Here is a 23,983-nt window from a genome sequence, read left to right as displayed (position 1 = left end):
GGGTCAGTCCTCCTGGTGGGAACGGGTGTTGTCGTCGGCGGTGCCGGCGAGCCTGGCGGCCAGGACCGGTCCGATCTGGGCCAGTGAGCCGGCTTCGGTCATCCGGTTGTGCCGGGTGGTGATGTCGTGGGATTCGATCCGGCCGGTGACGTAGGGGCGCCAGGTGTGGGGCCCGGCGTTGTCCTCGGTCCGGTCGATGGTGGAGTTGAAGAGCAGCAGGTCGCCGTCGAAGCGGCCGGGGACGAAGTCGACGGCCAGCTTCGAGTTGTTGATCATGATCTGGACGATGACCTCGATCTGACGCTCGGTCAGGCCCTGGAGCGCACTGCCCCGCCGGTTCAGCACCTCGGCGACCTCGGCGTAGGTCACCTCCCGGTCGCCGAGTTCGTCCGGGTCGACGTCGAGCACGCCGACGAGCACGTCCCGTTCGGTGGGCACCGGCATCTCGTCGAACTGCACGTCCTTCACCGGGTAGGCGTCGAGGATCGCCAGCAGCTCGGTCCGCTCGCCGCGCGCCTGGAGTTCGCAGGCGAGCGCGTGGGCGATCAGCCCGCCGGCGGACCAGCCGAGCAGCAGGTACGGGCCCTCGGGCTGGATCTTCCGGATCTGGTCGGCGTAGTCGGCGGCCATCTCCTCGTAGGACGCGGGCAGGGGTTCGGGCCGGCCGAGGCCGCGGGCCTGGATCGCATAGACCGGGTGCTCGCGGCCGACGTGGTTCAGCAGGCCGCTGTACGACCAGCTGATGCCGCCGCCGGGGTGGATGCAGAACAGCGGGGTGGCGGTCCCGGTGGAGCGCAGCGGCAGCACGACGTCCAGGGCGTCGGCGGGGTCGTTCATGACCAGGCGTTCGGTGAGTCCGGCCACGGTCGGCGCCTCGAACAGCATCCGCAGGCCCAGTTCCAGGCCGAGGGTCTCGCGGACCCGGGAGGCCAGCCGGGCGGCCAGCAGCGAGTGTCCGCCGAGGTCGAAGAAGTTGTCGTCGATCCGTACCTGCTCCCGGCCGAGGACCTCGGCGAACAGGCCGCACAGCAGTTGCTCCTGCGGGGTCCGGGGGCCGCGGCCGGTGTCCGACGCCCCGTAGTCGGGGGCGGGCAGGGCGGCCCGGTCGAGCTTGCCGTTGGCGGTCAGCGGCAGCGCGTCCACGGTGACGAACGCCGCCGGCACCATGTAGTCGGGCAGGTCCCGGCGCAGCCGGCCGGAGATTTCGCTCTTCTCGGGCGCGGCCCCGGGGGCGGGGACCAGGTAGGCGACCAGCCGCTTGTCGCCGGGCCGGTCCTCGCGGACGACGACGGCGGCCTGGGCGATGCCGGGGCAGCCCGCGAGGACCGCTTCGATCTCGCCGGGCTCGATCCGCAGGCCGCGCAGTTTGACCTGGTGGTCGGCGCGTCCGGCGAACTCCAGGGTGCCGTCGGGACGCCACCAGGCCAGGTCGCCGGTGCGGTACATCCGGCTTCCGGGCGGGCCGTACGGGTCGGCGGTGAAGCGCTCCGCCGTCAGGTCGGGCCGGCCGAGGTAGCCGCGGGCCACGCCCGTCCCGGCGAGGTACAGCTCGCCGACCATGCCGGTGGGCAGGGGGCGCAGCCGGGCGTCGAGGACGTAGGTGCGCATGTTGGCCATCGGCCCGCCGATCGGCACGGTCGCGACGTTCTCGGGGAGCGTGCGCACGGAGTGGCAGGTGGCCAGGGTGGTGGCTTCGGTGGGCCCGTAGCCGTTGACCACCTCGATGCCGGGGCAGGCCTCCAGCACGCGGGCGACGGCGGCCGGGGAGACCACGTCGCCGCCGGTCCACACCTCGCGCACGCCGGCGAGCAGCGCCGGGCGTTCCTCGGCGACCAGGCGGAACAGGCCGGCGGTGAGCCAGAGTCCGGTCACGGCGTGGGTGGCGAGGGTGTGCTGGAGCAGGTCGAGGTCGAGCTGCTCGGGCGGCGCGACGACGATCCGGCCGCCGTTGAGCAGCGGGACCCACAGCTCGTAGGTGGAGAGGTCGAAGGCCGTCGGGGAGTGCATCAGCACCCGTTCGTGTCCGCCGCCGCGCCATTCGGGGGTGAGTGCGAGGCCGACCACGTCGCGGTGGGTGACGGCCACGCCCTTGGGTCGGCCGGTCGAGCCGGAGGTGTACATGATGTACGCCAACTGTCCGGGTTCGCACGGGACTTCGATGCCGGACGGGTCGGTCTCGGCCTGTTCCAGCGCGGTCAGCGTCTCCGGGGTGAGCACCAGGGCGGCGCCGCTCTCGCGCATGATCAGCTCGATCCGGGAGGCGGGGAAGCGCGAGTCCAGCGGCACGTAGGCGCCGCCGGCCTTGAGGACGGCCAGGATCGCCACCACGAGGTCCGCCGACCGGTCCATCAGCACCCCGACGGGTGTCTCCGGCCGGACGCCGTGGCGGATCAGGGCCCGGGCCAGCCGGTCGGCCCGCCGGTCGAGCTCGGTGTAGGTAAGTTCGACGCCGCCCGCGACCACGGCGACCGCGTCGGGGGTGGCCCTCACCTGACGGGCGAACAGCTCGGGCACGGCGGCCTCGGGCAGGTCGGCCGGGGCGCCGTGGGAGTCGGCCAGCAGGCGGCGGTGTTCCTCGGCGGACAGGATGTCGATCCCGCCGATCGGCCGGTCGGGGTCGGCGACCGCCGTACGCAGCAGGCGGGCCCAGCGTTCGAACAGCAGCTCCACGGTGGCCGCGTCGAACAGGTCGGTGGCGTACTCCACCGCGCCGACCAGGCCGTCCGGGCCACCGTCGGGGCGGAACTGCTCGGCGAGGCTGAAGGTCAGGTCGACCCGGGCGGTGCCGGTCGGCGCCTCCAGGTGGCCTGTCTCCAGTCCGGGCAGCGCGAAGTCGCCGACGGGCGCGTTCTGCAGGGCCAGCATGATCTGGAACAGCGGGTGGTGCGCCAGCGAGCGGACCGGGTTGACCACCTCGACCAGGTACTCGAACGGCACGTCCTGGTGGTCGTACGCGGCGAGTGCCTTCTGCCGCACCCGGCCGACCAGTTCGGCGAAGCCGGGGTCGCCGCCGGTGTCGGTGCGCAGCACCAGGGTGTTGACGAAGAATCCGACGAGGTCGTCGAGCGCCTGGTCGGTGCGGCCGGCGATGGGGCTGCCGATCGCGAGGTCGGTGCCGGCGCCGAGCCGGGTGAGCAGGGCGGCGAGGCCGGCCTGCAGCACCATGAACATGCTGGCGCCGCGTTCGGCGGCCAGTTCCCGCAGGGCGGCGTGCAGTTCGGGGTCGATCCGGACGCCGACGCGTTCACCCCGCTGGGAGGCCACCGGTGGCCGGGGCCGGTCGGCGGGCAGCTGCACCTGCTGCGGGATGCCCGCCAGTTCGTCCTTCCAGTAGGCGAGTTGGCGAGCGAACAGGCTGTCCGGGTCGTCTGTGTCGCCGAGCAGGTCGCGTTGCCACAGGCTGTAGTCGGCGTACTGCACGGGCAGCGGGGACCACTGCGGTTCCTCGCCCCGGCAGCGCGCGGCGTAGGCCGTGGCGAGGTCGCCGGAGAGCGGTCCCATCGACCAGCCGTCGGCGGCGATGTGGTGGACGACGACCAGCAGCACGTGCCGGTCGGGTGCGAGCGTGTACAGCTCGGCCCGCACCGGCGGTTCGGCGTCCAGGTCGAAGCCGCGCCGGGCGGTCTCCGCCAGCCGTTCGGCCAGTCGGCTCTCGTCGAGGTCGACGACCGGCAGCGCCGGGTGGGCCTGGGCGGCGCTCAGCACGACCTGGTGCGGGGCGCCGTCGGTCTCGTGGAAGACCGTCCGCAGGCTTTCGTGACGGGCGATCACGTCGGCGAGCGCGGCGTGCAGGGCCGGCCGGTCGAGGTCGCCGGTGAGGCTGAGCGCGAGCGGCATGTTGTAGGTGGCGCTCGGCCCGTCCATCCGGTGCAGGAACCACAGTCGCCGTTGGGCGAAGGACAGTTCGACGCGTTCGGGCCGCGGGCGGGCGGTGAGCGCGGGTCGCGCCGTGCCGGAGCCGTCGAGGCGGGCGGCGAGCGCGGCCACGGTCGGGGTCTCGAACAGGGTGCGGACCTCCAGTTCCGCGCCGAGGGTCGCCCGGACCCGGGAGGCCAGGCGGGTCGCGAGCAGGGAGTGCCCGCCGAGGTCGAAGAAGCTGTCGTCGACCCCGACCTGGGCCAGGCCGAGCACTTCGGCGAACAGTTCGGCGAGGAGCTGTTCCTGCGGGGTGCGCGGGGCCCGCCCGGCCGTGATCGGGCCGAGGTCGGGCGCGGGCAGGGCGCGGCGGTCGAGCTTGCCGCTGGCGGTCAGCGGCAGGGCCTCCAGTGCCACGAACGCCGACGGGACGAGGTAGTCGGGCAGCCGTCCGCGCAGCCAGTCGCGGAGTTCGCCGAGGAGGGCGCCGGTGCCGCGGCCGCCGGTCGGGCGGTTGGTCAGCGCGGACAGCGGCCTGCGGACGGTTCCGGCGGGCCGGTGGGGTTCGACGGGCCCGCCGCGAAGTGCCTGCGGGTCGGCGAAGATGACGTCCACGGCGTCGGCCGCGGTGGCCGACCAGGTGACGCCCACCCGGCGGCCGAACTCCCGCCCGAGGGCGTGGAAGTCCTCCGGGTCGGGGACTCCGTCCTGCTCCGGTGCATGCAGCCGCTCCAGCAGTTCGGCGAGCGGGCCGTCCCCGGTCTGCACCGCCCGGGCGAGGTCGGCCTCCCGCGCCACGCGCCGGTTCGGCACCCCGGTGATCCGCAGCAGGTCCGCGCTCGGCCGGGCGAGCAGCTCGCGCAGCTCGTCCAGCCCGGTGAGCTGCCGTCCCCATTCCAGGTCGACGCTCCGGCCCGGCGCCGCCGGGGCAGCCGGGGCCTTGTGCAGCGTCACGTCGTAGCGGTAGCGGGTCAGTTCGTTGTGGTGGCGGCCGCGCTTGAGCTCCACGGCCACCGCGCCGATGCCGGTGCCGCGCTCCCGCAGGGCGGTGAAGAAGTCCGGGTCGACCAGGAGTTCCTTCTCCACCCGGACGGCCTGCTCGACGGCGCGGCGCACTGCGGCGAGGTCGCTGTCGTCGCCGGCCCGGTGGAGCTGGACGGCGGTGGTCAGCGGGCGCAGCAGTCGCAGGTTGCGGACGTCGCCGACGAACAGGGCGCCGCCGGGGGCGAGCAGGCCCGTCAACCGGTCGATCACGTCCGCGAGGTAGTCGGCGGACGGGAAGTACTGCACCACCGAGTTGATCACGATGGTGTCGAACTGCCCGGTCGGCAGCCCGTCGGTGTGGTGCGCCGGTCGGGTCTCCAGCACCACTCGGTCGGCGAGGTTCTCCTGCCGCGCGACCTGGGCGGTCAGTGCGTCGATCGCGGTGGCGGAGAAGTCGGTCGCCCAGTACGACTCGCAGTGCGGTGCGATCTGCGAGAGCAGCAGGCCGGTGCCGACGCCGACTTCGAGCACCCGGCGCGGGCGCAGGGCGAGGATGCGGGCCACGGTGGCGTCCCGCCACTCCCGCATCTGTTCGACGGGGATCGGGCTGGCGTCGTAACTGCTGTTCCAGCCCACGAAGTTCTGGCCGAAGTCGGTTTCCTCGGGGGCGATGGGCAGGGCGTCGTAGATGTCCTGCCACTCGCCGACGTGGTCGGCTTCCAGGCCGCTGTCGCGGGCGGTGTCCTGGCGCGGGACGACGTAGCCGATGAGCCGGTCGTCCTGGGCGAGGACGGCGGCCCGGGCGACGGCGGGGTGTTCGGCCAGTGCGGCCTCGATCTCGCCGGGCTCGACCCGGAAGCCGCGAACCTTGGCCTGGTCGTCGGCGCGGCCGAGGTACTCCAGCTGGCCGTCGCGCAGCCAGCGCACCAGGTCGCCGGTGCGGTACATGCGCTCACCTGCGCCGAACGGGCAGGCGACGAACCGTCCGGCCGTCAGGCCCGGCCGGTTCAGGTAGCCGCGGGCCAGGCCGGCGCCGGCGACGTACAGCTCTCCCACCACGCCGGGCGGCGCCGGGCGCAGCCGGTCGTCCAGCACGTACACCCGCGCATTGGCGATCGGCCGGCCGATCGGTGGCACGCCGGAGCCGGGGGTCAGCGGGTCGCTCATGGTCGCGCAGACCGTGGTCTCGGTCGGACCGTACGCGTTGATCATCCGCCGGCCGGAAGCCCACCGGTCCACCAGCTCGGGCGGGCAGGCCTCGCCGGCCACCACCAGCGTCCGTACCGCCACCGAGCTTTCCGGCACGGCGGCCAGGACGGACGGCGGCACGGTCGCATGGCTGGCCCGCAGGCCGGGGTCGGTGAGCGCGGCGAGCGGCTCGGCCGCAGGGGGCAGCACCAGGGCCGCGCCGCACAGCAGCGCGGTGAAGATCTCCGACACCGAGGCGTCGAAGCTGGGCGAGGCGAACTGGAGCACCCGGCTGTCGGGTTCGATGGCGAACCGCTCGATCTGGGCGGCGACCAGGCTGGCCACACCGCCGTGGGCGACCACGACGCCCTTGGGGCGGCCGGTCGAGCCGGAGGTGTAGATGACGTATGCGGGGTGCCGGACGTCGAGCGGGACGTCCGGGTCGGTGTCCGGCCATTCCCCCTCGGCCACCATGGCGGGGTCGTCGACCACCACCGACGGGCGGGCGTCATCGAGCATCAGCGCGATCCGGGCCTCGGGGTACGCCGGGTCCACCGGCAGGTACGCGGCCCCTGCCTTCAGGACGCCGAGGACGGCCACCACCGACTCCACCGAGCGCGGCAGGGCCACCGCCACCACCTGCTCCGGCCGCACACCCTGCGCGATCAGCGCATGCGCGAACCGGTTCGCCCGGGCACCCAGCTGACGGTACGTCAACTCAGCATCGCCGCACACCAGCGCCACCGCGTCCGGTGTCCTCGCGACCTGTGCCGCGAACGCCTGCGGGACGGGGACGGCCGCGACTTCGCGGGCGGTCGCGTTGCCGCGTTCCAGCAGCTGGTGCCGCTCGTCCGGGTCGAGGAGCTCGATCCGTCCGATCGGCCGATCCGGGTCGGCGGTGACGGCCTCCAGGAGGAGCATCCAGCGCCTGGTGAGCGCCAGGACCGTGGAGCGGTCGAACAGGTCGGTGGCGTACTCGACGCCGCCGACGATCCCGGCGGGGCTGCCGTCCGGGCCGAACTGCTCGGCGAGGCTCACCCCGAGGTCGAACTTGGCGGTTCCGGTGCCCACGGCGTAGGTGGCGACGTCCAGGCCCGGCAGCGAGAACCGCCCCATCGGAGCGTTCTGCACGGCCAGGACGGTCTGGAACAGCGGGTGGTGGGACAGCGAGCGGGACGGGTTCAGCGCCTCCACCAGATGCTCGAACGGGACGTCCTGGTGTGCGTACGCGGACAGCGCCGTCTCCCGCACCCGGCCCAGCAGCTCCGCGAAGGACGGGTCGCCGCCGGTGTCGGTGCGCAGCACCAGGGTGTTGACGAAGAACCCGACCAGGTCGTCCAGCGCCTCGTCCGTCCGGCCCGCGATCGGGCTGCCGATCGGGATGTCAGTACCCGCACCCAGCCTGGTGTACAGCGCGGCCAGCGCCGCCTGCAGCACCATGAACAGGCTGGTGCCGGTGCGGCGCGCCAACTCGGTGAGGGCGGCGTGCAGTTCGGCGTTCAGTTCCAGGCCGACGTGGTCGCCCCGCCAGCCGGCCACGGCGGGCCTCGGCTGGTCGGTCGGCAGCTGGAGCAGCTCCGGCAGGTCGGACAGTTGGCGCTGCCAGTAGTCGAGTTGCTCGGCGAACCGGCTCCCGGGGTCGGCGGCGTCGCCGAGCAGGTCGCGCTGCCACAGGGTGTAGTCGACGTACTGCACCGGCAGGTCCGGCAGGTCCGGCGCCCGGCCCTGACTGCGGGCGGCGTACGCCTCGGCCAGGTCCCGGGCCAGCGGGCCGGTGGACCAGCCGTCGCCGGCGATGTGGTGCATCACCAGCAGCAGCACGTGCTCGTCCGGTGCGAGCGCGAACAGCTCGGCGCGCAGCGGCGGTTCCGCCGCCAGGTCGAACGGCTGCCGGGCGAACTCGGCGAGCTGCTCCGGGAGTTCGTCCTGCGATACCTCGGTGGTCCGGGCCTGGAGCCGGACGGCAGCCGGGTCCAGGACGTGCTGGCGCGGCACGCCGCCGGTCTCCGGGAACACCGTCCGCAGGCTCTCGTGCCGGGCCACCACGTCGGCGAGTGCCTCGTCCAGCGCGGCCCGGTCGAGCGTTCCGGTCAACCGGAGGGCCAGCGGGATGTGGTAGGTCGCGGCGGCGCCGTCCATCCGGTGCAGGAACCAGAGCCGGCGCTGCGCGAAGGACAGCGGCACCGTCTCGGGCCGCTGGTGCCTGGTCACGGCGGGGCGGGCGTTCCCGGCCTCGGCCAGTGCCTCGGCCAGGCCGGCCACGGTGGGTGCCCGGAAGAGCGCGCGCAGCCCGAGTTCCACGCCGAGTACCGAACGCACCCGGGCGGCCAGCCGGGTGGCGAGCAGCGAGTGCCCGCCCAGGTCGAAGAAGTCCTCGTCGACGCCGACCTGCGGCCGGCCCAGCACCTCGGCGAACAGCCCGCACAGGATCTGCTCCTGGGGCGTGCGCGGTGCCCGGCCGCTCACGGCGGGACCGGCCTCGGGAGCGGGCAGCGCGGCCCGGTCCAGCTTGCCGTTCGGCGTCACCGGTAGCGCGTCCAGCACGACAAAGGCGGACGGCACCAGGTAGTCCGGCAGCCGTTCCCGCAGGTACGCGGCCAGTTCGGCGGGGCGGACGGCCGTGTCGGGGCGGGCCGCCGCATAGCCGATCAGCCGGTCGTCCTGGGCCAGCACGGCGGCCTGGGCGACGGCGGGGTGTTCGGTCAACGCGGCCTCGACCTCGCCGAGTTCGACCCGGAAGCCGCGCACCTTCACCTGGTCGTCGGCGCGGCCGACGTACTCCAGCTCGCCATCGGCCCGGCGGCGCACCACGTCGCCGGTGCGGTACATACGCTCACCGACTCCGAACGGACTGGCGACGAACCTCCCGGCCGTCAGCCCGGGCCGGTTCAGGTAGCCGCGCGCCAGGCCGGGCCCGGCGACGTACAACTCCCCTGCCACGCCCGGCGGCAGGAGACGCAGCCGCTCATCGAGGACGTACGCCCGGAAGCCCGCGACCGGTCGGCCGATCGGTGGCACGCCGGAGCCCGGAGCGAGCGGGTCGCTCATGGTCGCGCAGACCGTGGTCTCGGTCGGGCCGTACGCGTTGATCATCCGCCGGCCGGGAGCCCACCGGGCGACCAGCTCGGGCGGGCAGGCCTCGCCCGCCACCACCAGGGTGGTGGCGGTGAGTTCGGCGCTCTCCAGCGCGGCCAGGGCCGAGGGCGGCAGCGTCACGTGGGTGACGTCGAGCCGGCGGTCCGTCAGGGCTTCCAGCGGAGCTTCGGCCGGGGCCAGGACGAGGGCGGCTCCGCTGAGCAGCGCACTGCACAGGTCCCAGAAGGACGCGTCGAAGCTGGGCGAGGCGAACTGGAGCACCCGGCTGCCCGGTGCCACGCCGAGCCGCTCGGTCTGCGCCGCCACCAGGCCGGGCACGCCGGCGTGGCTGACCACGACGCCCTTGGGGCGGCCGGTCGAACCGGAGGTGTAGATCACGTACGCCGGGTGCCGGGCGTCGAGCGCGATCTCCGGGTCGGTGTCCGGCCAGTCTCCCTCGGCCACCGTGGCGGGGTCGTCGACCACCAGTGCCGGGCGGGCGTCCGCCAGCATGTAGGCGATCCGCGCTTCGGGGTACGCGGGATCCACCGGCAGGTACCCGGCCCCGGCCTTCAGAATGCCCAGGACGGCCACCACCGACTCCACCGAGCGCGGCAGGGCCACCGCCACCACTTGCTCCGGCCGCACACCCCGCGCGATCAGCGCATGCGCGAACCGATTCGCCCGGGCGTTCACCTGGCGGTACGTCAACTCCGCGTCGCCGCAGACCAGCGCCACCGCGTCCGGCACCGCCGCGACCCGAGCCGCGAACAGCTCCGGCAGGCAGGCCGCGGCCTCCACGCCGTCGACGGCGGGCAGCAGTTCGGCGCGCTCCTCGGCGGATAGCAGGTCGATCCGGCCGATCGGCAGGTCGGGCGCGGCGGCGACGGCCGCGAGCAGCCTGGTGAGGCGGGCGACCAGGGTTTCGACCGTCGAGCGGTCGAACAGGTCGGTGCTGTACTCGACCGCACCGCCGAGCCCGGCCGGCGCGCCGTCGGGCCCGTGCTCCTCGGCGAACCCGAAAGTCAGGTCGAGCCGCGCCGTCCCGGTGAGCACCGCCATGCCGGAGACCTGGAGGCCGGGCAGTTCGAAGTCGCCGCCGGGTGCGTTCTGCACCACCAACCCGGTCTGGTAGAGCGGGTGGTGGGAGAGCGAGCGGGTCGGGTTCAGCGCCTCGACCAGGTGCTCGAACGGCACGTCCTGGTGCGCGTACGCGGACAGCGCCGTCTCCCGCACCCGGCCCAGCAGCTCCGCGAAGGTCGGGTCGCCGCCGGTGTCGGTGCGCAGCACCAGGGTGTTGACGAAGAAACCGACCAGCTCGTCCAGCGCCTCGTCCGTCCGGCCCGCGATCGGGCTGCCGATCGGAATGTCCGTGCCCGCACCCAGCCTGGTGTACAGCGCGGCGAGCGCCGCCTGGAGCACCATGAACAGGGTCGTGCCCGAGCGGCGCGCCAACTCGGCGAGCGCGGCGTGCAGTTCGGCGCCGATCCGGAGTTCCAGCAGGTCGCCGCCGTAGGTCAGGACGGCCGGGCGCGGCCGGTCGGCCGGCAGCCGGAGCTGCTCGGGCAGCCCGGCCAGTGCCTGCGTCCAGTGGGTGACCTGACGGGCGAACACGCTGTCGGCGTCGTGTTCGTCGCCCAGGATGTCGTGCTGCCACAGGGTGTAGTCGCCGTACGTCACCGGCAGCGGCGGCCAGGCCGGTGCCCGGCCGTCCCGGCGGGCGGTGTAGGCGGTGGCCAGGTCCCGGGCCAGCGGGCCCATGGACCAGCCGTCGCCGGCGATGTGGTGCATCACCAGCAGCAGCACGTGCTCGTCCGGCGCGAGCGCGAACAGCTCGGCGCGCAGCGGCACTTGGGAGGTCAGGTCGAAGCCGCGCACCGCCGCTTCGCGCAACAGGGCGGGTAGTTCCGCCTCGTCGGCGGTGCGTACGGCAAGCGGAACGACGGCCTCGGCGGGGTCGAGCACCTGCTGGTGCGGAACTCCGGCGGTGTGCGGGAAGACGGTGCGCAGGGTCTCGTGCCGGCCCGCCACGTCCCCGAGTGCGGTGCTCAGCGCGTCCCGGTCGAGGCCGCCGGAGAGCCGCAGCGCCAGCGGCATGTGGTACGTGGCGCTCGGGGTCCCGAGCTCCTGGAGGAACCAGAGCCGGTGTTGCGCGAACGACAGCGGCATCGGGTCGCGGCGGGGCCGGGGTGTCAGGGCCGGCCGCGCGGCGTCGGCGCCGTGCAGGGCGCCTGCCAGCCCGGCGGGTGTCGGTGTGCGGAACAGGGTGCGCAGTTCCAGCTCGACGCCGAGGGTCGCCCGGACCCGGGAGACCAGGCGGGTGGCGAGCAGGGAGTGCCCGCCGAGCGCGAAGAAGTCCTCCTCGACGCCGACCCGGGCGAGGCCCAGCACCTCAGCGAACAGCTCGCACAGGATCTGCTCCTGCGGCGTGCGCGGCGCCCGGCCGCTCACGGCGGGACCGGCCTCGGGAGCGGGCAGCGCGGCCCGGTCCAGCTTGCCGTTCGGCGTCACCGGCAGCGCGTCCAGCAGCACGAACGCGGACGGCACCAGGTGCTCCGGCAGCCGCTCCCGCAGGTGGGCCGCCAGGGCCGCGGCGGTCGTTCCGGCACCGGCCGGCGGGACGACGTAGGCGACGATCCGGTCCTCCCGGGCGAGCACCACGACCTGGGCGACGCCCGGGTGCGCGGTCAGCTCGGCCTCGATCTCGCCCGGCTCGATCCGGAATCCGCGGACCTTCAGCTGGTGGTCGACCCGGCCGGCGAACTCCAACTCGCCGTCGGCGCGCCAGCGCACCAGGTCGCCGGTGCGGTACATCCGCGCACCCGCCGGGCCGTACGGGTCGGCGACGAATCGCCCGGCGGTCAGCGCGGGCCGGTTCAGGTAGCCGCGGGCGAGCCCCGTCCCGGCGAGGTACAGCTCGCCGAGCACGCCGGGTGCGACCGGTCGCAGGGCCGAATCCAGCACGTATGCCCGGCAGTTGGCGATCGGTCGGCCGATCGGCACCGGCGTCGGGCAGTCGGCGGGGTCGGCCGGCAGCGGGTAGGCGGTGATGACGTGGGTCTCGGCGGGCCCGTAGTGGTTGTGCAGTTCCCGGCCCGGCCGGGCCTGGAGGCGGCGCAGTGCGCCGCCCAGCCGCATCGCCTCGCCGGCCTGGGCGATCAGCCGCAGGTGCGGCAGGTCCAGTCCGGCCTCCTCGGCGGCCTCGGCCACCGCCTCGACCACCAGGTTGGGCGCGAACAGCTCGGCGACCCGGTGGCGGTCCAGCCAGTGCGCGAACAGTTCGGCGCTGCGGCGCTGTTCCTCGGTCGGCACCACCAGGGTCTTGCCGTACAACAGCGCGGACAGCATCTCCTGCACCGAGACGTCGAAGCTGATCGCGGTGAACTGCGCGGTGCGCGTGCCGGGTTCGCCGCCGACGGCGCGGTGGTGCCACTCCAGCAGGTTCAGCAGTCCGGCGGCGGGCATCACCACGGCCTTGGGGCGGCCGGTGGAGCCGGAGGTGTAGATGACGTAGGCCGGGTGCCGGGCGTCGAACGCGACCTCCGGTTCGGTGTCCGGCCAGTCCCCCTCAGCCCCCGTGGTGGAGTCGTCGAGCACCACGGCCGGGCGGGCGTCGTCCAGCATGTAGGCGATGCGGGCGGCCGGGTAGTCCGGGTCGACGGGCAGGTACGCCGCGCCGGTCTTGAGCACCGCGAGGACGGCGACCACCAACTCGGGCGAGCGCGGCAGCCGCAGGGCGACGGTGCGCTCCGGGCCCACGCCGCGGGCGATCAGCGCGTGGGCGAGGCGGTTGGCCCGGCGGTTCAGCTCGCGGTAGGTCAGCTCGGCGCCCTCGTGCAGCACCGCCGGGGCGTCCGGGGTCGCCCGGACCTGCGCCTCGAACAGGGCGGGCAGGCCGACGTCGGGGACCGGGTGGGCGGTGTCGTTGCGGGCGACCAGCAGCTCGTGCCGTTCCTCGGCGGTGAGGACGTCGATCCGGCTCAGCGGCCGGTCCGGTTCGGCGACCACCGCGGCCAGCAGCCGCAGCCACCGGCCGACCAGGGTCTCGACCGTGGCGGGGTCGAACAGGTCGGTGCTGTACTCGACCCGGCCGACGATTCCCTCGGCCGCCCCGGCGGTGCCGCCGCGCTCCAGCAGGTGGAAGCCGAGGTCGAACATCGTCGTCGGCGTCCGCACCAGGACGATCCCGGCGTCCAGCCCGTCCAGGGCGAACTCGCTGCGGGGCACGTTCTGCAGCGCGAGCAGCACCTGGAACAGCGGCTGCCGGGCCGGCGACCGGGACGGGTTGAGTGCCTCGACTACGTGCTCGAACGGCAGGTCCTGGTGCGCGTACGCGCCGAGCGCGGCCTCCCGGACCCGGACCAGCAGGTCGGCGAAGGACGGGTCGCCGCTGGTGTCGGTGCGCAGCACCAGGGTGTTGACGAAGAACCCGACCAGGTCGTCCAGCGCCTCGTCCGTCCGGCCCGCGATCAGGCTGCCGACCGGGATGTCCGTGCCCGCGCCGAGCTTGTCCAGCAGCGAGGCCAGCGCGGCCTGGAGCACCATGTACACGCTGGCGCCGTGCTCTCGGCCCAGCCGGACCAGGCCGGCGTGCAGATCGGCGTCCAGCTCGATCGGCAGGTGACCGCCCGAGTGGGAGGGGGTCGCGGGGCGGTGGCGGTCGGCGGGGAGCGGGATCTGCTCCGGCAGGTCGGCCAACTGCCGTGCCCAGTAGGCGGTCTGCCGGGATGCGAGGCTGTCGGGGTCGGCCGGGTCGCCGAGCAGCCGGTTCTGCCACAGCGTGTAGTCGGCGTACTGCACGGGCAGCGGCGTCCACTGCGGCTCCTCGCCCCGGCGGCGGGCCGCATACGCGGTGGCCAGGTCGGCGGCGAGCGGGCCCAACGACCAGCCGTCGCCGGCGATGTGATGCATCACCAGCAGCAGCACGTGCTCGTCCGGCGCGAGCGCGAACAGCTCGGCGCGCAGCGGCGGTTCCGTCGCGAGGTCGAATCCGCGTGCCGCGGCCGCCGTCAGCAGGTCCGTCAGGGCGGATTCGTCGGCCGGGGTGACCGACAGACCGGGGCGCGCCTGCCCGGCGGCCAGCACCTGCTGGTGGGGTACGCCGTCCGTGGACGGGAAGACCGTGCGCAGGGTTTCGTGCCGGTCGGCGAGGTCACCCAGCGCCGCTTCCAGGGCCGCCGGGTCGAGCGGTCCTGCCAGCCGCCACGCGAGCGGCATGTTGTAGACCGAGTCGGCACTCTCCAGTTGACGCAGGAACCACAGCCGGCGCTGGGCGGACGACAGCGGCACGAGGTCGGGCCGCTCCGCCCGTTCCAGGGCGAGCCGGGCCCGGTCCGCGCCGTCCAGCCCGGCGGCCAGCCCGGCCACGGTCGGGGTGCGGAACAGCGTGTGCAGGGCCAGCTCCACGCCGAGCGTCGAGCGGATCCGGGCCACCAGACGGGTGGCCAGCAGCGAGTGTCCGCCGAGCTCGAAGAAGTCGTCGTCGGCACCGACCCGGGTCAGGCCCAGCACCTCGGCGAACAGCCCGGCCAGCACGTGTTCCTGCGGGGTGTGCGGGGCCCGGCCGCCCGGGGTGGCGGTGGTCTCGGGTTCGGGCAGGGCGCGCCGGTCCAGCTTGCCGCTGGCGGTCAGCGGCAGCGCGTCGAGCACGACGAAGGCCGACGGCACCATGTACTCCGGCAGCCGCTCGCGCAGGTGCGCCCGCAGATCCTCCGAGCGGAGTCCCGCACCAGTGATGGGAACCGGGTACGCGACCAGCCGGTCCTTCCGAACGATGACGGCGGCCCGGGCGACCAGCGGATGGCCCGTCAGCGCCGTCTCGATCTCGCCGAGTTCGATCCGGTGTCCCCGGACCTTGACCTGGTCGTCGGTGCGGCCGAGGAACTCCAGGTTGCCGTCCGGGTTCCACCGCACCAGGTCGCCGGTGCGGTACATCCGGGTGCCCGCCGACCCGTACGGGTCGGCGACGAAGCGCCCGGCGGTCAGGCCCAGCCGGTTCAGGTAGCCGCGGGCCAGGCCCGCACCGGCGAGGTACAGCTCGCCCGGCACACCGGCGGGAACCGGCTGGAGCGCGGCGTCGAGCACCTGCAGCCGAACCCCGCCGAGCGGTCGGCCGATCACCTGGTGCGGACTCGACTCCAGCGGCGCGAAGACCGAGTCCACCGTGCACTCGGACGGCCCGTAGTAGTTCACGGAGAACACCCCGTCGGCGGCCCGCAGCCGCTCCCAGAGCTGCTCCGGAACGGCCTCCCCGCCCAGGCCGACCATCACCGGACGCCAGGTCGGGTGGTCCAGCAGGCCGTGGTCGACGAGGACTTGCAGGTAGGACGGGGTGCCGCCGACGGTGTCCAGTCCGACCCGAGCGGCGTGGTCGAGGTAGGCGTCCGGGTCGGTCCAGGTCGCCTCGTCCAGGACGTGCAGTTCGTGGCCGGCGAACAGCGCGAACAGTTGGTCGCAGGAGGCGTCAAAGGACACGGACGTAGTCAGCCCGACCCGCATCCGCTTCCCCGTCCGGAAGACCAGCGGGCACTGGTCGGCGAACAGGTTGAGCAGGCCGCCGTGGGTCGCCACCACGCCCTTGGGCCGGCCGGTGGAACCGGAGGTGTAGATCACGTACGCCGGATGCGCCGGGTCGATCGCCACCGCCGGGTCGGTCGCCGGGTGGCCCGCCACCAGCGCGGCGGTCTCCGGGGCGTCGAGCACCAGCCGCTCAGCCGGACCGCCGGTGGGCAGCCGGTCCGCGCCGAGGGAGTCCGTGACCACCAGCGCGGGCCGGGCATCGTCGAGCATGTACCCGAGCCGCGCGGCCGGATACTCCGCGTCGAGCGGGAGGTAGGCCGCGCCGGTCTTCAGCACCGCGAGGATCGCCACTACCAGCGCGGCCGACCTCGGCAGCGCCACCGCCACCAACCGCTCCGGCCCCGCTCCCCGCGCGATCAGCGCATGCGCCAACCGATTCGCCCGCGCCTCCAACTCCCGGTACGTCAGCGACACTTCCGGCCCCACCAGGGCCACCGCGTCCGGAGTCCGGCGCGCGTGCTCCCGGAACAGCTCCGGCAGACTCGCGGTGACGTCCTGGGCCGCCGGGCCGGTGCCCAGCGCGGTCAGCTCGGCGCGTTCCTCCGCCGTGAGCAGGCCGACCCGGCTGAGCCGCCGGTGCGGGTCGGCGACCGCGGCGCGGAGCAGCCGCTCCCATCGTCCGACGATCGTCGCGACGGTGGCCGGGTCGTACAGGTCGCCGGTGTACTCGACGGACCCGTCGATCCCGTCCGGGGAACCGTCCTGCGCCAGCCGCTCGGACATGGTGAAGATCAGGTCGAGCTTGGCGGTGGTCGACGTCGACGGCACGTCCGCCACACGCAGCCCGGGCGGCGCGAAGTCGGCCCGGGGCGCGTTCTGGAGGACCAGCATGACCTGGAACAGCGGGTGGTGCGCCAGCGAGCGCACCGGGTTGAGGGCCTCGACCAGGTACTCGAACGGCAGGTCCTGGTGGGCGTATCCGGCCAGCGCGGTGTCCCGGACCCGGCCCAGCAGCTCGGCGAAGGTCGGATCACCCGAGGTGTCGGTGCGGAACACCAGGGTGTTGACGAAGTAGCCGACCAGCTCGTCCTGCGCCTGGTCGGTGCGGCCCGCGACGGGGCTGCCGACCGGGATGTCATCGCCCGCGCCGAGCTTGCTCAGCAGCGCCGCCAGCGCGGCCTGGAGCACCATGAACAGACTGGTCCCGTGTGCGCGGGCGAGCTCGCGCAGTCCGCGGTGCAGCTCTGCGTCCAGCCCGGCGCCGACGGAGCCGCCCCGGTGCGAGGCGACCGCCGGACGGGGCCGGTCGGCGGGCAGCTCGATCCGCTCCGGAAGGTCGGCCAACTGCCGCTTCCAGTAGGCCGCCTGACGGGCGAATGGGCTGTCCTGTTCGGCCGCGTCGCCGAGCAGGTCGTGCTGCCACAGCGTGTAGTCGGCGTACTGGACCGGCAGCGGCGCCCACTGCGGTTCCTCACCCCGGCGGCGCGCCGCGTAGGCGGCGGTCAGGTCCCGCGCGAGCGGGGCCAGCGACCAGCCGTCGCCCGCGATGTGGTGCAGCACCAGGTGGAACACGTGCTCGTCCGCTGCCAGTTCGAGCAGCTCGGCCCGCAGCGGCACCTCGACCGCCAGGTCGAACGGACGGGCCTTCGCCGCCTCCAGGGCGGTCGGCAGCTCGGTCTCGGTGGTCCGGACCGTCAGCAGCCGGGGGCGGGCCGCCACGACGTCCAGCACCTGCTGCGACGGCACGCCGTCGACCGCCGGGAACACGGTGCGCAGACTCTCGTGCCGCTCGACCACGTCCGCCACGGCGGCTTCCAGGGCCCGGCGGTCCAGCGCCCCGGACAGCCGCCAGGCCAGCGAGATGTGGTAGTTGGCGCCGGTGCCCTCCAGCTGGTGCAGGAACCACAGCCGCCGCTGCGCGAACGACAGCGGGACCGTCCCGGGGCGCTCCCGCCGGGTCAGGGCGGTCTGGGCCGGTCCGGCCGCCACCAGGGCGGCGGCCAGGCCGGCCGGGGTCGGTGCCTCGAACAGGGTGCGCAGCGGCATTTCCACGCCCAGGGTGGCTCGGATCCGGGCGGCCAGGCGGGTGGCCAGCAGGGAATGCCCGCCGAGGTCGAAGAAGCCGTCCTCGACGCCGGCCGACGCCACGCCCAGGACCTCGGCGAACAGCTCGCAGAGGATCTGCTCCTGCGCGGTGCGCGGTGCGCGGGCGGTGGCCGCCGGGGTGAGGTCGGGCGCGGGCAGCGCCCGGTGGTCCAGCTTGCCGTTGGCGGTCAGCGGCAGCGCGTCGAGCACGACGAACGCCGACGGCACCATGTACTCCGGCAGCCGCTCCCGCAGGTGCGCCCGCAGATCCTCGGGCCTCGGCGCGGCGAGCGCCGCCGGCACCAGGTACGCGACCAGCCGGGTGTCGTCGGCACGGTCCTGGCGGGCCAGGACGGCGACCTGGGCGACAGCGGGGTGCGCGGCGAGCGCCGCCTCGATCTCGCCGAGTTCGATCCGGAAGCCGCGCACCTTCACCTGCTGGTCGGCCCGGCCGACGTACCGCAGGCTGCCGTCCGCGGCGCGGCGCACCACGTCGCCGCTGCGGTACATCCGCGTTCCCGACGGCCCGTACGGGTCGGCGACGAAGCGCCCGGCGGTCAGGCCCGGCCGGTTCAGGTAGCCGCGTGCCAGGCTGGCGCCCGCGACGTACAGCTCGCCCGCGACGCCCGGGGCCACCGGGCGCAGGCCGGCGTCGAGCACGTACGTCCGCAGGTCGGGGAGGGCGGCGCCGACCTGGCCGGCGGTGGCACCGGAGCGGTCGAGTACCGCGTACGTGACGTGCACGGTGGTCTCGGTGATGCCGTACATGTTGACCAGGCGCGGCGCGTCCTGCGGGTGGCGCTCGTACCAGGCCGCCAGCCGGGCGTGTTCGAGTGCCTCGCCGCCGAACACCACGGTGCGCAGAGCAAGTCGGCGGCCGGTCTCGGGGGCCTCCGCGTCCGCCTGCATCAGCTGGTAGAAGGCGGACGGTGTCTGGTTGAGCACCGTCACCCGTTCGCGGGCCAGGAGTTCCAGGAACCGGCCGGGCGCGCGGCTGGTCTCGTGGTCGACGACCACCAGGCGGCCGCCGTGCAGCAGGGCGCCCCACAGCTCCCAGACCGAGAAGTCGAAGGAGTAGGAGTGGAACAGCGTCCAGACGTCGTCGGCGGAGAAGCTGAACACCTCCCGGGTGGTGTCGAACAGGCGCACCACGTTGCGGTGCGGGACCACCACGCCCTTGGGGTCGCCGGTGGAGCCGGAGGTGTGGATGACGTAGGCGGGGTGGGCCGGGTCGACCGCGACGCCCGGGTCGGTGTCGGGCTGCCCGTCGAGGTCGGCGGCGTCCAGCAGCAGCCGGTCCACGCCGTCCGCGCCCGGCAGGTCGCCTGCCTGACGTGTCGTCACCAGCAGGGACGGGCGGGTGTCCTGGAGCAGGTAGGCGATCCGGGCGGCCGGGTAGCGCGGGTCCACCGGCACGTAGGCGGCGCCGGACTTGAGCACGGCCAGGACCGCCACGACCAGGTCCGCCGAGCGCGGCAGGGCGAGCGCCACCAGCCGCTCGGGGCCTGCACCGCGGGCGATCAGGAGGTGTGCCAGCCGGTTCGACCGGGCGTTCAACTCGGCGTAGGTAAAGGCGATTTCGCCGTCGGTGAGCGCGATCGCCGCCGGGTTCGCCGCCACCTGCCGCTCGAACAGGACGGCCAGGCTGCTCCCGGGCGTTTCCTCGACGGCGGTTCCCCCGGCCGGGGCCGCCAGTGCGCGGAGCTCGTCGGCGGACAGCACGTCGACCTGGCCGATCCGCCGGCCGGGGTCGGCGACGACGGCGCGCAGCAGCCGCAGCCACCGGTCGACGATGCCCGTCACGGTGGCCTCGTCGAACAGGTCGGTGCTGTACTCGACCAGACCCGACAGGCCCTCCGCGCCGGGCTGTTCGGCCAGGATGAAGGTCAGGTCGCACTTGGCCGTCCCGGTGTGGACCAGATCGGTCGCGACCCGCAGCCGCGGCAGGTCGAAGGCGCCGAGCGGCGCGTTCTGCAGGGCGAGCATGGTCTGGAACAGCGGGTGGTGGGCCAGCGTCCGGGTCGGGTTCAACGCCTCCACCAGGTGCTCGAACGGCACCTCCTGGTGCGCGTAGGCGGCCAGCGCGTCGGAGCGGACCCGGCCCAGCAGTTCGGTGAACGACGGGTCGCCGGACAGGTCGGTGCGCAGCACCAGGGTGTTGACGAAGAAGCCGACCAGGTCGTCCAGGGCCTCGTCGGTGCGGCCGGCGATCGGTGTGCCGATCGGGATGTCGGCGCCGGCGCCGAGCTTGCCCAGCAGGGCGGCCAGGCCGGCCTGGAGCACCATGAACAGGCTGGTGCCGCCGTCGCGGGCCAGCCCGCGCAGGCCGCGGTGCAGTTCGGCGTCGATCCGGACCGGCAGGTGGGCGCCCCGGTAGGACATCACCTCCGGGCGGGGACGGTCGAAAGGCAGCTCCAACTGTTCCGGAAGCCCGGCCAACTGGTGCTTCCAGTAGTCGAGTTGACGGCTCAGCAGGCTGTCCGGGTCGGCGCCGTCGCCGAGCAGTTCGCGCTGCCAGAGGGCGTAGTCGGCGTACTGGACCGGCAGTGGCGACCACTGCGGCTTCGCCCCCTCGGCGCGGGCCGCGTAGGCGGTCGTCAGGTCCTGCGAGAGCGGGCCCATCGACCAGCCGTCACCGGCGATGTGGTGCACCACCATCAGCAGGACGTGTTCCTCGTCGCCGAGCCGGAACAGCTCGGCGTGCAGCGGCGGTTCCTGCGCGAGTTCGAAGCCGTGCCGGGCCGCTTCGGCCAGCCGCTCCGGCAGCTCGCGCCGGCCGACCTCGGTCATCCGCAGCCGCGGGCGGGCGGCGTCGATGTCCAGCACGTGCTGGCTCGGCACTCCGTCGGCCACCGGGAAGACGGTGCGCAGGCTCTCGTGCCGCTCGACCACGTCCGCCAGCGCGGCTTCCAGGGCCCGCTGGTCCAGCTGTCCGGACAGCCGGAGCGTCAGCGGGATGTTGTAGGTGGCACTCGGGCCGTCCATCCGGTGCAGGAACCACAGGCGGCGCTGCGCGAACGACAGCGGGACCGTCTCGGGCCGCTCCCGCGCCGCGAGCGCGGGCCGCGCCCGGCCCGCGAGGTCCACGGCCGCCGCCAGCTCGGCCACGCTCGGCGCGTCGAACAGGTCGCGCAGCCGCAGCTCCACGCCCAGTACCGTCCGCGCCCGGGAGACCAGGCGGGTGGCCAGCAGGGAGTGGCCGCCGAGGTCGAAGAAGTCGTCGTCGGCGCCGACTTCCGGCACGCCGAGCACCTCGGCGAACAGTCCGGCGAGCAGGTGCTCGGTGGCGGTGCGCGGAGCGCGACCCGGGTCGACGGCCTGCCGGTCGGGGGCGGGCAGCGCCTGCCGGTCGAGTTTGCCGTTCGGGGTCAGCGGCAGCGCGTCCAGCACCACGTACGCGGCGGGCACCATGTGCTTGGGCAGCCGCTCCCGCAGGTGCTCGCGCAGGGTGGTGTCGGTCGGCGTGGTGCCGGGCTCGGCGACCGCGTAGGCGACCAGCCGGGGCTCCTCCTCGGTGCGCACCACGACGGCGGCCCGGGCGACCTGCGGGTGTTCGGCGAGGACGGACTCGATCTCGCCGAGTTCGACCCGGAAGCCGCGGATCTTGATCTGGTCGTCGGTGCGGCCGAGGAACTCCAGGTTCCCGTCCGCGCCCCAGCGCACCAGGTCGCCGGTGCGGTACATGCGCGAGCCGGCCGGACCGAACGGGTCGGCGACGAAGCGCCCGGCGGTCAGGCCCGGCCGGTTCAGGTAGCCGCGCGCCAGTCCCGCGCCGGTGATGTACAGCTCGCCCGGCACACCGGCCGGCAGTGGCCGCAGGGCGCCGTCGAGGACATGCAGCCGCGCGTTGGTCACCGGCCGCCCGATGACCGGGCGCGGGCTCGAACCCAGCGGCGCAACCACCGAGTTGACGGTGCACTCGGACGGTCCGTAGAAGTTGAGGCAGGACACCCCGTCGGCCGCCCGCAACCGTTCCCACAGCCGCTCGGGAACGGCCTCGCCGCCCGCCGCGACCAGCGCCGGGCGTGCCTGCGGATCGTCCAGCAGCCCGTGGTCGACGAGGATCCGGAGATAGGACGGGGTGGCCTCGACGAAGTCCAGCCCGCACCGCCTGGCGTAGCCGACGAAGGCGTCCGGGTCGGTGAAGGTCGCGTGGTCCAGGACGTGCAGTTCGTGACCGGCGAACAGGGCGAGCAGCTGGTTCCAGGAGGCGTCGAAGGACACCGACGTGGTCAGCGCCACCCGCAACCTCCGTTCTTTCTGCGGGAGTTGGGCGAACTGCACCTCGCGCAGGTCGGTGAGCAGGTTGAGCAGGCCGCCGTGGGTCGGCGTCACGCCCTTGGGCCGGCCGGTGGAGCCGGAGGTGTAGATCACGTACGCCGGATGCGCCGGGTCGATCGCCACCGCCGGGTCGGTCGCCGGGCCGCCTGCCACCAGCGCGGCGGTCTCCGGGTCGTCGAGCACCAGCCGCTCGACCGGACCGCCGACGGGCAGCCGGTCCGCACTGCGGGAGTCCGTGATCACCAGTTCGGGCTGTGCGTCGTCGAGCAGATAGCCGATCCGCGCAGCCGGGTACTCCGGGTCGACCGGCACGTACGCCGCACCCGTCTTCAGCACCGCGAGGATCGCCACTACCAGCGCGGCCGACCTCGGCAGCGCCACCGCCACCAACCGCTCCGGCCCCGCACCCCGCGCGATCAGCGCATGCGCCAACCGATTCGCCCGCGCCTCCAACTCCCGGTACGTCAACGACACTTCCGGCCCTACCAGGGCCACCGCGTCCGGATTCGCCCGCACCTGCTCCCGGAACAGCTCCGGCAGACTCGCGGCCGGGGCCGCCGCCGCCCGCCCGGCGCCGAGGGCCGCCACCTCGCGGCGCTCCTCGGCGGTGAGCAGCTCGATCCGGCCGACCGCCTCGTCGGGGTCGCAGTCCGCGACGGCGTCGAGCAGGTCGAGCAGCCGCTGCTGGTGGACGGCGAGGTCGCCGTCGCCGTACGCCTCCGGGGCGCCGTGCAGCCGCAGCAGCGGGGGGTTGCCGTCGCGGTAGTCGAAGACCCAGACGGCGAGGTCGGTAGTCGAGCCGGACACGAAATGGTGCACGGAGGCGGGGTGTCCGGCGAAACTCGGCCTGGAGTTGAAGGCCATGATGTTGACGATCAGCGGGAATTCCGTCCCGATGCTGCCGGGCGCGCCGAGGTCGCGCAGCAGGTCCTCGCTGCGGTAACGCTCGTGTGTGACGGCCGACTTGACCTCCTCCGCGACCTGGGAGACCAGGTCGCGCCAGCGCATGTCGGGTCGCACGGTCAGGCGCAGTGGCACCACGTTGGACATCGTGCCCGGCACCGTCATCAGGTCGCGGTCGGCGGACCGGCGGGCCGTCACGGGGAGGGCGAGGACCACGTCCTGGGTGCCGGTCAGTCGGTGCGCGTAGAGCGCCGCCGCCGCGATCACCAGGCGGGACCACCGGACGCCCGTCCTCCCCGCCGCCGCCCGCAGCGCGTCCGGGCGGCGCAGTTCGCGCTCCTCGGCCAGGCGCAGCGCACGGTGCGGGTCGGCCGGGGCCTTGTCGGCGAGCCGGGTGGGAGCAGGCCGGTCCGCGAAACGTTCCGTCCAGTAGGCGCGGTCGGCGGTGAAGTCCGCCGATGCGCGGTAGGCGGTGTCGCTGTCGACCAGGTCGCGCAGCGGGCCGAACGGGGTGGGCGGCACCGGCCCGCCGTCGGCCAGGGCCGAGTACACGTCGGCGACCCGCTGGCGGACCAGGGCGCTGCTGATCGCGTCCAGCACCACGTGGTGGTAGTTCAGGTACCAGAGGAACTCGGTCGGCGACAGGCGGATCAGCGCGTGCCCGAACAGCGGGTCACTGGCGAGGTCCAGCGGGCGCAGCAGGTCCCGTTCCATCCATTCCATGGCCGCTGCACGGGGCTCGGGTTCCGCGCCGAGGTCCAGGTGCGTGGGCGCCCAGTCCCAGGTCCGGCGGAGGATCTGCTGCGGGCCGTCCCCGTCGTCGACGAAGGTCACGTGCAGGGCGTCGACCTCGTCGACGACCCGGCGCAGCGCGGTCTCGAACAGCTTCGGGTCAACCGGTCCGTGGATCTCCAGGCACTCGCCGACGCGGTAGCCGGGAATCGCCGTGCGGGAGCGTTGCTCGGCGAGCCAGATCTCGCGCTGGGCAGCCGTCAGGGGAAGGACGTCGCCGTCGCGACGAGACATGGGGGTACCTCCGGAGGTGTGGTCAGGGCGTCGTCGCAGGGCACGCCCCGGCTGCCGATCCGCGGTT

General features: G+C 74.1%; 1 protein-coding gene. It reads right to left on the bottom strand.

Going from position 1 to position 23,983, the window contains the following annotated elements; genetic code table 11:
- Positions 1-3 precede the first annotated feature (3 nt).
- Complete coding sequence (locus CG736_RS33375; protein ID WP_100589867.1) at positions 4-23,916, bottom strand: non-ribosomal peptide synthetase; 23,913 nt, start codon at positions 23,914-23,916, stop codon at positions 4-6.
- Positions 23,917-23,983: the final 67 nt, after the last annotated feature.

Origin of the sequence: Kitasatospora sp. CB02891, assembly GCF_002803145.1 — a bacterium.
In the GTDB taxonomy this organism is placed as follows: domain Bacteria; phylum Actinomycetota; class Actinomycetes; order Streptomycetales; family Streptomycetaceae; genus Kitasatospora; species Kitasatospora griseola.
The sequence above is the reverse complement of the archived record's forward strand: the minus strand, read 5'-3'. Positions and strand labels throughout refer to the sequence as shown.

Coding starts and splice junctions, on each gene's coding strand:
- CG736_RS33375 (WP_100589867.1), bottom strand. CDS start 23,916: ATGTCTCGTCGCGACGGCGACGTCCTTCCCCTGACGGCTGCCCAGCGC.